We start from the raw sequence: 14,469 nt of genomic DNA, 5'->3' as shown, positions 1-14,469 counted from the left end.
GGAAAAGGATCAGGGAGCCGGAACCAAGGATGCGGGTTTCGGTGTCACGATGCCGCCATCGGTGAAGCGGCGGACGAGGAAGCTGGCATCATTGAAGAGGCCGCCGCCGGAGGGGGCGTCAAAGTCGCGGATGCGGTCACGCAGCGCGTTGGCAAAGGTGAGCTTCGTGCCGGTGAGGCCGGTCTGTGGCTTGAGGATGCGGTTGTAAAGCCAGGCGGTGTAGGTGCCGTTGCGCACGTTCGCGTCAGTCAGTTCCACGCCATTGTAGCGCAGTGACACGCCGCGGCTGGCAGCAGGAACCACGTTGCTCTGACCGAGCACGCGGTTGTTGGCATCACCGGGGGTCAGATAACCGATGTAGTAGCCGCCTTGCGCGGTCGGAAACAGCTGCTGGGGCTGGTTGTTTTCGTCGAGGTAGTTGCCCTTGTAGGCAGGCTCCGTGAGAGCGACTGTCAAAGCTGCGGCGAGGTTTGCACCTGAGTTATAACCACCACCACCGAGAGGCACGGCGAAGGTGCCCGGCTGCTGGTTCACCGGCCAGAGCTGATGCGAGGTGACGGTGCCGCCATAAGTGATGCCGCTGGCCGTGGTGGCGCCGGAAACGGTGGGGAACCAAACGGTCACGTTCGTTGTCGTGCCCAGGCCGACCTCCGTGTAGGCACCAAAGCGCTGGCCGGCATCCGTGTTACGGCCGATGGCGTAAACGCGATGCAGACGATGGTCCGTGGGATCACCAACCCCGACGGTGTAGTCTCCCGTCAGCTGAGCCAGCGAGACGGAGCCGGTGTTGTAAAGCAGGTAAGCGAGCTGTGTGGTGATGTTCGGCTTGTAGGTGCCGGATTCATAACCTGCGCCGTGCGGATTCACCGGCGAACCGGGGTATCCAGGGCTGGCATAGAAACCGAGAGGCGAGACACCGACGATCTCCTCAGTGACCGTGCTGTAAGTCACGCCCTGGAAGGTGCCGCTGAACGGCGAGGTGGACTGGAAGTTCGTGGAGAAACCGAAGTCTGCCTTGGCCACTTCATAATCCGACTGGTTTGTGCTGGTGAGCGGATTTGGAACGGTGCCGGTGCCGGTGCCGTCCGTGGAAACGAAGCGCTGATCCAGGTTTCCCGCGACAGCGGCGATGCCGGCCAGTGCGCCGGAAAAGCTCACTTTGATGATGATCTGGCCGCCTGCATAGGTGCCATTCCATGCGCCGAAGTTTGCACCCGTGGCCACGGAGAGGTTCGCGGAGGTGGCGTTGCCACTGATGCCCTGGAATTTCCAGCCTGCATCCAGGAGGTTGGAGATGGCCGTCTGAGTGGCGGTGCGGTCACCGTTTGAGGCGACGATGCGGACGACGGTCTGGGCGGAGGCCAGCGAGGCTCCGGAGAGCACCAGGGCGCTGAGCGCGAGTGTTTTGAGCGATTTCATGATCGTTGGTTAGCTTGAAGAGTGTCGGGTTTGAGAGTGCGGGGTGTGGCTTACTGGCGCGGGCTGAGGGTGACGGCGCCTGCCTCGCCGGTGCCATCGCGGACTTTCGGCGTGCTGCTCAGGAAGTGGCCGTAGCCGCCGCGTTGCGATCCTTTTTGGTAGACCACGCCGGAGAAGGCGGGCTGGGTGCCGTCGGTGTGGGTGAACTTGCCGCTGAAGAGACCGCTGGCCTGTGTGATGCTGAGGGAGAAGCTCTTGTCAGCGACGGGTGCGTTTGTGGCCTTGTCCTTCACATCCACGTTCACGGCCTTTGTCACGTCTTCAGAAAGCAGGCCGTCGGTGAACTCGAGCGCTGCATTGCCCAGATCCGCATTGGCCGGAGGCAGAGTGCCGAGGGAGCTGGTGGCGCCGACGACATACTTCGCGCCATTCAGCACGGTGGCGAGACCTTCAGGCCAGCCATACGGGTAGTGCTGCAAGTTCTGGTAGGGGCGGAACCAGAAGAGGTTGGTGCCGCTGAAGTCAGAGGCTGGCAGCAGGTCATTGAAGGTGATGGTGCCGCCGAAGGAGCCTGCCTTTGCATAGAGCTCGACGTAGAGAGGCAGACTGAGGTTTGCCCAGAGGACGCTGGAAGCAGTGAACTTCGTGCCATCTGCCAGGGTGCCTGCCAAGGTCACGCTGCCATCAGCCTTCACCGTGGCGGTGCCCACGCCATCGCCCTGCGGATAATCCTGGGCGTTGAAGGCGGAGGACTGGGGCTGCACAGGCACCACGAAGGTGTAGGCACCTTTGTTGCCCGTGTAGTTCGCCGGGACGGAGGCGGTCTTGCCAAAGCCTGCGCGCTCGGCGGTCAGGCTGGAAGTGCCGACCAGCGTGGCGCGGCGGTATTCAGTGACCGTGCCGGTGATGCGCTTCACACCGGGGGTGCTGCTCAGATCCAGCGCGAAGGAGATCTCGAAGGCTGGTTTGTTAGGCCGCTCGACGCGGAACTTGTCCACGCCAGAGGCGCCGATGCGGGCGATGCCGTTGTTGCCGATCACGCCGCTGAAGGGGAGCACAAGGCCATCAATGGTCAGCTTTCCGGAGAAGCTGCCTGCCGCTGTCACCGCGATGTCCACCAGGCCGTTATTGCTATGAGAAGGAACAGTGGTTTCGGAAGGACGAGCCAGGCCTTTGTAAGTGCCGGCGAGAGGTGCGAAGGGATCATCAAAGATGAAGTTCACGGACACCGCAGCTGAGGCATTGCCGCGGAAGTCATAGGCACGCAGGACGGCGATGTTTGTGCCGCGCTGCGCCGTGACCGGGAAGGTGAAGGATGGCACGCCCTTGGCATCGAGGGTGAAGGGTACATTCACTGCAGCCGCGCCATTGAACTGGAGCTGGATGCTGGCGAGCTCCTTGTTGTCCTTCGCGGAACCGACGAGGTTCACGGTGGCATTGCCAGTGACTTTGGAGCCGGCCTTGGGAGCGGTAAGGGTCAGCGTGGGAGCGGCGGCATCGGCATCCAGGATGCGGAGTGTGGCCGAGGTCGTCCCAACGGCTGATGCACCGCTGATCGTGACGGTAAACAGTTCGTTAGGCTCATTGGCGACGGTATTCAGGATGGTGACCGGCACGTTCACGGTGGAGACACCTTCCGCGAAGGTCACCACCTGGTTGGTGATGGCGGTGAAGTCCGTTCCGGCCGTGGCGGTGCCGGCGGTGGTGCTGACCGTCACCGAGACTGCGCCGGTGGTGCCGCCTGTGCGGACGAGTGGCAGCTGGAAGGTGCCGATCTCCTCACGCACATTGTAGCTGGCAGCGCTGATGGAGATGCTGCCGGGGGTGCCCGTGATGGTGAGGGTGGCGGTGGCCTGTGTGCCGATCGTTGCAGAGTTCGTGGGGCTGCTGAGGGCGAGGTCGATGCTCGCGCCGCTGGCGATCAAGCCCGCGCTGATGGCATTGAGCTGGATGTCAAAGCTGGCACTGCTGACGCCATCGGCAAAGGTGACGGTCGTGGGATCTGCCAGGGCGACATAGTGAGTGCCGCTGGTCAGCGTGCCGCCAGTGCTCGCCACATTGACGGAGGCTGAACCCACCGTGCCGTTGGTGCGGGTGAGGGTGACAGTGGCGACATTGGGCACGTTTGCCGCGGTCACGGCGTTCGCGGTGAAGGTGGCGGAGGAGAAGGCGATCTCGCCGCTGTTAGGCAGCACGGTCACTGTGCTGGAGGCGATGGTGCCGAGGCTGGTGCCCGTGGGGCTGCCGAGCGTCACCACAATGGTGCCGGGCAGTACGTTGGCGGGGATGGAGCTCAGCGGGATCTCGATCGTCTCACTGTTGTCGCCAGCGATGAACTCGATCTGCGTGGGGCTGGTGAAGGTGAAGTGGGTGCCATTGCTGAGCGTGCTGCTGACGCCGATGCTGGCATTGACCGTGGCAGCCTCTGTGAGATTGCCGAGGCGGTTCACGGTGAGTTCGACTGTGTTTTCCTGGTTCAGCACATTCAGCGCACGCAGGGAAGCGGTGGCGGAGGTGAACTGCACCTCGCTGTCGGTATCATTGATCGTCACCGTGGCGGAGGAAGGGGAGACGAGCTGGGCTCCGGAGGAGGCATTGGCCAGCGTGACGTTGAAGCTCCGCGAGGCAGAGATGCCTGCGCGATCCTGCACCGGCACCTGCACGGTCTTTTCAAACTCGTTGATGGCAAAGCTGACGGTGACATTCGACTGAGCGGTGTAGTCTGTCCCGGCGAGGGCGCTGTCATTCACCGTGCTGAACGTGGCGGAGACGGCAGCGCTGACATCGTCCGTGCGGCGGAAGGTCAGGGTCACATGCCCATCGTCCTCATCCGCATGGAAAGCGGCGGCTGCAAACTTGATCCCTGCAACGCCTGCGGGCAGGGCGCGGGTAAAGCTCACGGCACCGGTGCTGCTGATCTCAAAGGAGCCGAGACGCGACGTGGCTGGAAGGCTGGGGGTGCCGCCATAGAGGAAGAAGTCCAGCACCGTGCCGCTGACACCGGCGCTGAAGTCGCCCTCGATGGTGGTCCACTGGCTCAGGCTGCCGAAGTCCGTGGTGCCGGCAGCGCCGACCTGGAAGCTGTAGCTGCCGCTGTTCAGCGAATTGGTTTGGAGGGCGATGTTCGCACTGCTGCTGAACTGATCCAGAAGTGCATAAGCCTCGGTCACACTGACGACCTGGTTTTTCGTGGAGGTGCGCTGCGTCAAATCTTGTTCGGCATAGGCAGTGGCAGGAAAACCCACGGGAGACTGCGGGCGCGAGCCATACACCACAGGGTTGGTCAGATTCCGCGCACCAAAGACGCCCCAGGAAACATCACTGCGCGTGGCCCAGTTCGCGCCGAAGGCGGTGGTCAGCGCGGCTTCGAAGTTGCCCAGCGACTGGGTGCTTCCGGCCGCGGCATTTTTCAGGGCCGTGTCATCCGCGAGATTGATGAGCAGGGACACACCGGAGCCCTGTCCGCCGGAAGCGCGCACACCGAGGAAGACATCGCCATTGTCCGGCGTGGTCACCGTGGTCGCAGAGGCGATGGACAGGCCCGCCAGCGTGAAGACGCTGAGAAGACGGGAGAAAGTTCGTGAAAGGATCATGGTCTGATGTGGTGGAGAAGCTGGGCCACGCACTCCGGCCATGGACTGGCGGCAGCGCGGTGACTCTGAGGCGGCTTCAACTCCCTTTTGTGAGGGTCATCAGGCCTTATGAGCGGTGCTCTTTCCTCGAGAGGGAGGTGGAGAGCTGAAAGTGAGGTCGCCTTTCCCGGCAGGGAATCAGCGTCAGTTAGGTCGCTGGCGGGGTCACCTCACGATATCATACTGAGGTAATATGATTTGCGACTAAATCACACTTGTCTAGTCGGAATATAAAGTTTTGTATCGAATCAATTAAAGCGGCAGACTATTGCGACTCAACGCGATCTGGCCGCCGTGAGCGCGTGGTGATTTGAATCGTGCCTAACAAGAAGTCCGCCGTGCCTGCTTGCGCAAACACGGCGGAAAGGTTTTAAAATGAACCAGTCAGGTGTCTCCGGACTTAGCGCGGAATGGTGACTGCACCGCTGCCTGAGCCGGTGGGTGTGCCATTGGTATTGGTGCCAGGGGGCAGGGGAGGTGTAGGGGCTGGGGCACTGACGCCGGTAGTGGTGGCGGTGGTGCTGGAGGTTGTGGGGCGTGTGGTGGAGTTTGGCGCGCCGCTGCTGGAGGTGGTGGTTAGGGTGGTGGTGGTCGTGCCAGCTGGCAGCGTGGTGCCCGGAGGCATGCTGGGGCGCACCACGGTGGTCGTGGCGGCGGGAGTGACGATGGTGGCCGCGGGGGCGACTGTGGTCGTGGTGGTGGCGGGTGTCACCGTGGTGGTGGTGCTGGCGGCGCCTCTGATGACGGCGGTCTGACCGTCCAGGTCATTCTGCAGCGAATGGCGGGCGAATTCCTCCTCGCTCAAAATGCCGTCCCGGTTGGCATCCAGTTGACGGAAGAGCTGGGCCTGGCTGGCGGCCTGGGCGGCGGAGGGGCCGCTCTTGTTGACCTGGGGATTGGGGGATTCGTTACCAGTACCGACACGGGCCGTGCCTGCGCCGCCGCCTCCGGCATTTTGGGCCGCCGCTGTGAGGGCAAAGCCGAGCAGTGCCGCCATGATGGTGATTTGAGTCTTCATGATCGAATAAGGGGTTTAGTTTTTTAAGAGGGGACAGTCATCCCGGTGTTTCGCAGGGTGTTCGAAATCCGTCCGCGTTTTGGTCGCAGGCAGCCCGTAGACCCTGCCTGCCCGATTCACCAACCAGGGACTTTCCTGAGGGGGATGCCCCGCAGCGGGGCAGGGCTGCATTTGTCACATGATCCCCTGCGCTGGTACTTGTCAGAAGCGTAAGGAAGTTCCAAGCATCCGGGATGTCATTTTCCGACCAACATTTCCTCAACCGTGAGCTGAGCTGGCTGGCTTTCAACGAACGTGTGCTTGAGGAGGCCTCGCGCGAGGATCTGCCTGTGCTGGAGCGCGTGAAGTTCCTCGCCATCACGGCCTCGAACATGGATGAGTTCTTCATGGTGCGGGTCGGAGCGCTGCAGTTCCTGCGTGAGCAAGGCCGCCGCGCCAAGGATGCCAGCGGTCTGACACCGAGCCAGCAGTGGGATCAGATTCATGAGCGCGTCAGTGCCTTCATCGCCCGGCAGCATGAGCTGCTCGGCCAGAAACTGGTGCCTCTGCTGCGTGACAAGGGCATCCATCGGCTGCAGCCGGGAGACCTGACTCCCGTACAGCGCACGCATCTGGAAGACTACTTTATGGAGCACATCTTTCCGGTGCTCTCACCGATCGCGATCGAGGAAGGTGTGCTGTCTTCCATTCCTGCGCTGCAATTGAACGTGCTCTGCTCGGTGGCTTCGCAGGCCGAGGAGAATGCCACGCAGCGGCTCGTGCTGGTGAGCATTCCGAGCAGCCTTTCCCGTCAGGTCACGGTGCCGGATGCGGAAGGTGTGCAGTATGCGTATGTGAATCTGGAAGATGTGCTGGGCACCTTCCTGCATCAGTACTTCCCTTCGGAAAATGTCACGGCCACCGCGCGCTTTCGCATCAGCCGGAACTCCGATATCGCTGCGGATGACGAGAACGTGAGTGATCTGGTGAGCGAGATGGAAGGCATCCTCGACAAGCGTCTGCAGAGCCCGACGATCCGCGTCGAGATCGAAGACGGCGCCAAGCGCGAGCTGGTGGCTGCCATCAAAGGCATGTGCGAGGCCGCCAAGGCCCAGGTGTATACCATCCCATGTGAGCTGGATCTCACCGCCTACTTCGGCATCGCGGGCCTGCCGGGCTTTGATGACCTGAAAGTGGATGCCTGGCAGAGCCAGACCCCGCCGCAGATCGAGCCGGGTGAAAGCATGTTTGAGGTGATGAAGCGTGGTGATCTGCTGCTGCAGCATCCCTATGAAAGCTTTGAGCCTGTGGTGAAGCTGATCGAAGAGGCTGCGGGTGACCCGAATGTGATCGCCATCAAGCAGATCCTCTATCGCACGGCGAAGAACAGCCGCATCGTGGCGGCGCTGATCAAGGCTGCGGAAGCTGGCAAGCAGGTGACGGTGCTGGTGGAGCTCAAGGCGCGCTTTGATGAAGCCCGCAACCTGGACCGGGCTAACGAACTTTTGAACGCGGGGGCGCAGATCATCTACGGCGTGCGCGGTCTGAAGACTCACGCGAAGGTCTGCCTCATCATGCGCCGCGAGGCCGGGCATCTGATGCGCTACATGCACTTTGGCACGGGCAACTACAACGAGGCCACCTCGAAACTATACACGGACATCAGCTACCTGACCTGCCGTCCAGACTACGGCAGTGATGCCAGCGCTTTCTTCAACACGGTCACGGGCCGCTCACGCTTCGTGCATTTCCAGAAGCTCAGCATGGCCCCCTTTGGTCTGCGCGAGCGCCTGCTCACGATGATCCGGAGCGAGACCGAGCGCGCGAACCAGGGCGAGACCGCGGAGATGATGCTGAAGATGAACTCGCTGGAAGATCGCGAGATGATCGAGGCGCTTTATGAAGCCTCGCAGGCTGGCGTGAAGATCCGCCTGAACATCCGCGGCATCTGCTGCCTGCGACCTGGTGTGAAGGGGCTGAGTGAGAACATCAGCGTCATCAGCATCATCGACCGTTATCTCGAGCATGCGCGCATCTACACCTTCCGTCAGGGAGGCCGGCCGGTGGTCTTCATCTCCAGCGCGGACTTCATGAACCGAAACCTCTCGAAGCGAGTGGAACTGCTGGTGCCGGTGGAGGACAAGGATGCCCGCAAGCGCCTCATTCACATCCTCGAGACCCACTTTGCGGACACCGCCCGCGGTCGTGTGCTGCGCAGTGATGGCACGTGGCATCTGCCAGCCGTCGCCGCGAAGAAGGCCAAGCGCTCCCAGGAAGTCTTTGCCAGGGAGGCTGCACGCCGCAGCAAGCAGCGCAATCAATCACCGGACGTTCTGGTGCCTCATGTGCCGAAGGAGTGAGCCATGGCCATGGGGCGCGGACTTTAGTCCGCCGCATCACGAACGAAAAAGGGCGGGCATGGTTAGGTCTAACCATGCCCTTCGAACCCGCGTCTTCGTCTTGAAGAGGTGGATTGGAAAAGGGTGCCTCGAAGGCTGCCATCGACCTGCGGCGGACTGAAGTCCGCCCTCCTTTCGCTGTGAGCCTTCAGCACAAAAAAGCGTGCATTGGCTTCCCAATGCACGCTGGAGTAGAAGTGAATCAAATCAGAGGGCTGGCTTCATGTAGCCGAGGTAAGCCAGAACACCGCCGACGATGATGGCGAGGAGCAGCACGGCCTGCGGGGCGAGCACGCGCTTGCGCGCCAGCACGGGCAGGAAGCCGAGCACGAGCCAGAGGCCCATCTTGATGAAGATCCAGGTGGGCAGGGCCGACATCTTGAAGCCAAGCTTCGAGATCATGGCGAAGCCGGAGATGAAGCTGATCAGCAGGCCGATGCCATGCCACTTCATGGCACTGCGTGCAGAATCGGAGGAAAGAAGGGCACCGAAACCGGCAAAGATGAAGATCAGGCCGACGATGTGGAGGATGTGGTAAAACGCGATGGACATGGGTGGATGGCCGGGAAGTAAGGCAGGGAACGCCTGCCCGACAAGCTCCGATTCGGAAACCTCGCCTTTGCGACAGGCTCGCATTTGCCCTCAGGGCAGAGCGGGGTATCGCTCTCTGCATCATGTTTGTCCGTCGACTCTCGTTCTTGTCCCTGCTGTCTTTCACGTCCATTTCCCAGGCGCTGGAAGTCCGTGTCTCTCCTGAACTGACACTGTCTCAGGCCGTGCAAAAGGTGCGTGAGGCCCGGCAGGGCGGTGACAACTCCGTCGCCACCATTCTTCTTCCTGAAGGCATTGCCGAGCTCACGCAGCCCATCGTTCTGGAGGCGAAGGATTCGAACCTGAGCATCGTCGGCACAAAGAGCACGCTCGTCGGTGCGCCGAAGGTCACTGGGTGGCAACTGCATGAAGGCAAGATCATGAAGGCGGATGTCTCCAAGCTGCTCCCGAAAGGGTTTACACCGCGCCAGCTGATCTGCGATGGTGAGCGGCAGATCCTGGCGCGTTATCCGAACTTTGATGCCAAGGATCCGCTCTATGGCGGCTGGGCTTTTGTGGATGATTTCCCGGCCACCGGCGCGCCTGAAGGGCATCTGTGGAAACGCACGATGTATGTGAAGGCGCAGGATCTGCGGAAGTGGGCGCACCCGGAAGATGTGGAGATCGATATCTTCGCGCAATACGGCTGGTGGAACTTCCTGGAGCCTGTGGCTTCATTGGATGCGCAAACACGACTGCTGACCTTGAAAAAGGACTGCGGGTATGACCTGCATCCGCACAATCGCTACCACTTTCAGAATGCCCTCGAGGAGCTGGATGCGCCGGGTGAGTGGTTTTATGACAAGCGCGCAGGTTTGCTCTATTTCTGGCCAGAGAAGCCGGTGGATGCCTGTGAGGTCCGCATTCCCACACTGGAAAGCTTCTTCAAGGTGAAGGCGGGCACGAAGAAGGTCACGATCCGCGGTTTCGCGCTCACGGGCTGTCACGGCACGGCGATCACCTTTGATGGTGCTGAAGACTGTCTGGTCGAGCGCTGTGTCCTCACTCGCGTGGGTGATTTTCATGGCAGCGGCATCAGTGTGAGCACGGGGAAGAATGTGCGCATCTCGCATAACGAGGTGAGCTACACCGGAAGTAATGGCATCGGTCTGAGCGGTGGAGATCGCAAGACACTCACGGGCACGGATCATGTGGCCGAGGACAATCATGTGCATCACATGGGCGTGTTTAACAAGAACGCCTGCGGCATCAGCCTCTATGGCGTGGGAAACATCGCACGGCACAACCACATCCACGATGGTCCGCGCATGGGCGTGCAGATGAGCGGGAACAACCTGATCGTGGAATACAACCACCTGCATCATCTCTGCCTGGAAACCCAGGACGGCGGGGCCATCTACACCGGCGGTCGTGACTGGATCAGCAGCCGCGGAAGCAAGTGGCAGTACAATCTCATCCATGACGTGGTGGGCTGCGGGCAGGAGTCCGACGGCTTAAAACATCCCTGGTTCACCTTCGGCCTGTATCCGGACGACAACAGCGGCGGTCTGGACATCATCGGGAACATTGTCTACCGCGTGGCGCACACGCCGATCCACCTGCACAACTCTCGTGACTGCGTGGTGGAGAACAACATCTTCGCGCTCGGCGGCAAGTTCCAGTTCGACCTGCATGGATGGACCAAGGAGCAGCGCTTTTACACGAGCCACATTGATCAGATGATCAAAGGCTATGAATCGGTCGCCGGACAGCCTGCGTGGAAGGGCATGCGCGGCATGGAGCTGCATCCGAAGGATGCCATCCGCGAAGACGGCACCTTCATGACCGGTGATGTGGTTCGGCGTAACATCATGTTTAGCAGCGAGCCAGGTGTGAAGTATGGCGACCTGCGCAATGTCTCCCCGAAGTGGAACACGATCGATGAAAACCTCGCCTGGGCGAACGGTCATCCCATCACCACCGGCATCAACAAAGTGGGTCCGGACAAGGCAGGCGCGCCGCTGCTGAGCGAAACCTTTGATGCTGCCGAGCCTGGCAAGACACCGAAGGGCTGGGGCTTCAATCATCGGCCCGGCAAGGTGAACCTCGTGACCACGGACGGATTCCTGCGCTGTGACTGCCTCGTGCTCAAGGATCCGAAGAACCCGAAGAGTGTCTTCCATGGTCCTGATCTGCCTGTGACGCCAGGGGCTGCCTACCGCGTCAAGCTGCGCATCCGCTCCACGGAGGCCAGCGCGCCGGTCAATGTGGCCATTGCCGCGTATGCGGCGGGGCAGGGCTATTGGCAGTCAAACAGCACCAGCCTCACGGTGACAAACGAGTGGCAGGAATACGAGGCAACCGGCCGCATTCCTCTCACCACGGAAGCTGCCTGGAAGCCATGGTTGAAGCACTTTTGGTTGCGCATCGACTGCCATCAGCCGAGCGGCCATCTCGACATTGACGATGTGCGCATCACCGAGGCTGAACCTCTCAACGAATGGACCTCCTGGCAGGCCGAAGGCTGGGACAAAAACAGCCTTGTCGCCGATCCCATGTTTGTGGACTGGCAGAAGGACGACTTCCGCCTCAAGCCTGAATCCCCGGCCTTTAAGCTCGGCTTCAAAGCGATTCCGGTGGAGAAAATCGGCGTGAGGGAGTGATGGCTTCGTCAGCTCTCAATCCTTCTTCTTTCCTTTGCCTTTACCTTTGCCCTGGGCCTTGCCCTTCGCTTTCGACACAGGCTGGTCTGCCTGCGTCTGTCTTGCCAGCATGGTGAAAGCCCCGGTCTTCTCCTGCCAGGCCGCGGCGAGCTCTTCGACCTTGTCCGGCATCTTCTTCGCCAGATCATGCTGCTCGGCGCGATCTGTCTTCAGATCGTAGAGCGACCAGGCATCATCCTTTGCCGCTACGAGCTTCCAGTCGCCGATGCGGATCGCGCGATTGCCCTCATGCAGCCACCACAGGCTGTCTCGGGTGATCGTCTCATCCTTGATAAAAGCTGGCACCAGGCTCTTTCCTGGTGCTTCCGGGATGGCCTCGCCCTCCCACGCTTTCGGCTTCTCGATCTTCGCCAGATCCAGCACGGTCGGGACGAAGTCGATTACATGCGCAGGCGTATGCCGAAGCTCGCCCTTTGCTGAGATGCCCGCAGGCCAATGAACGATGAAGGGTGTGCTGATGCCCCCCTCATGCACCCAGGTCTTGTGACGACGGTGTGGCGTGTTGCAGGCACTGGAGAAACCTGGGCCCAGGCACAGATATGTCGCCGCGCTGCCCGGCTCCGCTTTTGGATCATGCCCGCCATTGCGCACCATGATCTCTGCACTGGCCCCGTTGTCAGAGGCAAAGCAGATGAGGGTGTTCTCATAGGCGTCCATGCTCTTGAGCTGCGCCAGCACGCGGCCGATCTCCTGGTCCATGCGATCCACCATCGCTGCATGAATGGCCATCTTCGTGGCCTGGAAGCGCCTCTGCTCATCGGTGAGGCTCGCCCAGGGCAGGGGACGGTTCACCTCACCCGGGCCCAGTTTCTCGATGGCCTCAGGGAAGTCATAGGGCGGTCCCACCTTCTCCTCCAGCTTCGAAAGCTCTGTGTTGGTCAGGCCCATCTCCTTTTGCCGGGCATAACGCGCCTCGCGCATGGCCTCCCAGCCCGCCAGATACTTGTCACGATACTTCGCGATGTCCTCAGGCAGCGCATGCAGCGGGAAGTGTGGTGCGATGAAGGCGATGTAGTGGAAGAAGGGCTTGCCGCTGTGATTCTTCGCGTGGTCCTGCAGGCACTCGATGGCATGGTCTGCTGTCGCGATGGTTGCATAGTAGCCTTTTTCATCCGCAGGCACCTTCACGGGCACGTCATCAATGCTATTGCCTGCGGAGGTGAAAAAGTTCCCCTGGTTCTTCATGTCCAGCGACCGGTCGAAGCCACCCGCCAGCACTGGCCCGTCGATGTGCCATTTGCCGCTGTGATAGCTGCGATATCCCGCTGGCTTCAGAAAGTCTGGCAGCAGGCGCGCCCACTTCTGGCGCACGCCCTGGCCACCGCCACCGAGTTCGGGCAGTGCATCCCGATGGATCTGCTGCGCATAAAAGCCGCTCATCAGCGCGCTCCGGCTCGGCCAGCAGCGGGCGGTGTTATAAAACTGGGTGAAGCGCAGCCCCTCCTTCGCCAGCCCGTCCAGATTCGGGGTCGCGATCTCCCCTCCATAGCAGCCCAGGTCCGAATACCCCAGATCATCCGCCATGATGAAAACCACATTTGGCGGAGTGGCGGCGTGAGTGGACAGAGCGAACGAACAGCCGAGAAAAAGCAGAGCAAGGAAACGCATGATCCCAAGGAACGAGATGGAGACCCTCGTCTATCACAAGCCGGCGGGCGCCTCATTCCCGTCGAGGGATCTCACTTCCTCTCCCAACGAAACTTCCGGTCAGTCTCATTGATCCGCTGGTCATTGATGCTGGCATAGCGCTTGGCCATGTAACCGTGCTCATCGAACTCCCAGTTCTCATTCCCGTGACTGCGCCACCACTGGCCGGCATCGTCATGCCACTCGTATTCAAAACGCACGGCGATGCGATTTCCCGTGAAGGCCCAGAGCGTCTTCTTTAAACGGTAGTCATTCTCCTTCTTCCACTTGGCGCTGAGGAACTCCACCACCTCCGCGCGACCATTGAGAAACACATCGCGATTACGCCATTCGGTGTCTGGTGTGTAGGCCAGCGAGACGCGCTCTGGATCGCGGCTGTTCCAGGCATCTTCCGCCATCTGCACTTTTTGTCTGGCCGTCTCTTCGGTAAAAGGCGGGAGGGGTGGGCGAGGGTTCATGAGGGTTGGATCTTAAGTTGAGATTCGAGTTCGGCAATGCGCGCTTTGAGCGGTGCCACAGCCGCATGGATCTCTGCGGCTGTGAAGCGGGGTGTGATGTATTTGGGACAGTTCCAGTCAAAGGCCACCACGCGGATTCTGAACAGCCGCTCCGTGATCTTCGCCAGATCCGGCGTGGTGACTTGCTGAACGAGTTCAGGGTGTTCACGCGCATCCAGCACCTCGGCGTGGCCCAGCAGTTTCAGCCGCGTGCGGTTCGGATAGTCCATCATGAAGAGGCAGACGCGATCATTGGAGGCCACATTACCCGTGCTGAGCATCTGCCGGTTGCCTTTGTAATCAGCAAACACCAGTTCATTTGGACCTGTCACTTTGCAAAAGCCTTCAGGCCCTCCGCGATGCTGCATGTAGGGCCATCCATTCTGGTTCACGCTGCTCATGTAAAAGCTGTCACGTGACTCGATGAAGGCCATCTCCTCGGGACCGAGTGGATCATCCTGCTGAGCCGGAGGCAGTGCCTGTGCACGGCCGTAGTAGTGCTGCTGTGCGCCCAACACCTGGGGCGTGAAAGAGAGGTCGAGGAATTTGTGAGCCATGGTGTGGAGTGGGTTGGACGATTCATCGCTGCCCAGAGCGCGCCTGGGTAATGCCAGTTCGGCCTTG

9 protein-coding genes are annotated in these 14,469 nt (G+C 60.9%); 2 read left to right on the top strand and 7 right to left on the bottom strand.

The annotated features are described in order from the left end of the window. Positions 1 to 9: 9 nt before the first annotated feature. From BGE01nite_RS17940 to BGE01nite_RS17930, 3 genes are all read right to left on the bottom strand, one after another. The gene (locus tag BGE01nite_RS17940; RefSeq protein ID WP_146852156.1) at positions 10 to 1,419 is read right to left on the bottom strand and encodes a hypothetical protein; all 1,410 of its coding nucleotides are present in this window, start codon (positions 1,417 to 1,419) and stop codon (positions 10 to 12) included. A 50-nt stretch (positions 1,420 to 1,469) separates the two neighbouring features. Further along, positions 1,470 to 5,012, bottom strand: a complete 3,543-nt coding sequence (locus tag BGE01nite_RS17935; protein WP_170266866.1) for a Calx-beta domain-containing protein — start codon at positions 5,010 to 5,012, stop codon at positions 1,470 to 1,472. 439 nt (positions 5,013 to 5,451) lie between these two features. Beyond that, positions 5,452 to 6,069 carry an EF-hand domain-containing protein gene (locus tag BGE01nite_RS17930; protein ID WP_146852152.1) on the bottom strand — a complete coding sequence of 206 codons (618 nt, stop codon included), beginning with the start codon at positions 6,067 to 6,069 and terminating at the stop codon, positions 5,452 to 5,454. Between the two features lie 233 nt (positions 6,070 to 6,302). Between BGE01nite_RS17930 and ppk1 the strand changes: the two genes are divergently transcribed. Beyond that, positions 6,303 to 8,408, top strand: a complete 2,106-nt coding sequence (gene ppk1 / locus BGE01nite_RS17925; protein ID WP_146852150.1) for a polyphosphate kinase 1 — start codon at positions 6,303 to 6,305, stop codon at positions 8,406 to 8,408. A gap of 246 nt (positions 8,409 to 8,654) precedes the next feature. On the opposite strand, the gene BGE01nite_RS17920 is transcribed toward ppk1, so the two are convergent. Beyond that, positions 8,655 to 8,999: a hypothetical protein gene (locus tag BGE01nite_RS17920; protein ID WP_146852148.1), complete on the bottom strand. Its 345-nt coding sequence runs from the start codon at positions 8,997 to 8,999 to the stop codon at positions 8,655 to 8,657. 146 nt (positions 9,000 to 9,145) lie between these two features. Here BGE01nite_RS17920 and BGE01nite_RS17915 point away from each other — a divergent pair, with 146 nt between their 5' ends. After that, positions 9,146 to 11,641 carry a right-handed parallel beta-helix repeat-containing protein gene (locus BGE01nite_RS17915; RefSeq protein ID WP_170266865.1) on the top strand — a complete coding sequence of 832 codons (2,496 nt, stop codon included), beginning with the start codon at positions 9,146 to 9,148 and terminating at the stop codon, positions 11,639 to 11,641. A 15-nt stretch (positions 11,642 to 11,656) separates the two neighbouring features. Here BGE01nite_RS17915 and BGE01nite_RS17910 read toward each other — a convergent pair whose 3' ends face one another. The 3 genes from BGE01nite_RS17910 to BGE01nite_RS17900 form a co-directional block, all read right to left on the bottom strand. Then, positions 11,657 to 13,309, bottom strand: coding sequence for an arylsulfatase (locus BGE01nite_RS17910; protein WP_146852144.1), 1,653 nt, complete (start codon positions 13,307 to 13,309; stop codon positions 11,657 to 11,659). Positions 13,310 to 13,380: 71 nt separating this feature from the next. After that, entirely contained in the window at positions 13,381 to 13,806 is a 426-nt protein-coding gene (locus tag BGE01nite_RS17905) for a nuclear transport factor 2 family protein (RefSeq protein ID WP_146852142.1), read from the bottom strand. Next, positions 13,803 to 14,402, bottom strand: coding sequence for a pyridoxamine 5'-phosphate oxidase family protein (locus BGE01nite_RS17900; RefSeq protein WP_146852140.1), 600 nt, complete (start codon positions 14,400 to 14,402; stop codon positions 13,803 to 13,805). Before BGE01nite_RS17900 ends, BGE01nite_RS17905 begins: the two co-directional genes overlap by 4 nt. Positions 14,403 to 14,469 lie beyond the last annotated feature (67 nt).

Source organism: Prosthecobacter gellanilyticus, assembly GCF_007992435.1.
GTDB classification, from domain to species: domain Bacteria; phylum Verrucomicrobiota; class Verrucomicrobiia; order Verrucomicrobiales; family Verrucomicrobiaceae; genus Prosthecobacter; species Prosthecobacter gellanilyticus.
This window is presented reverse-complemented; position numbering and strand designations above follow the sequence as displayed.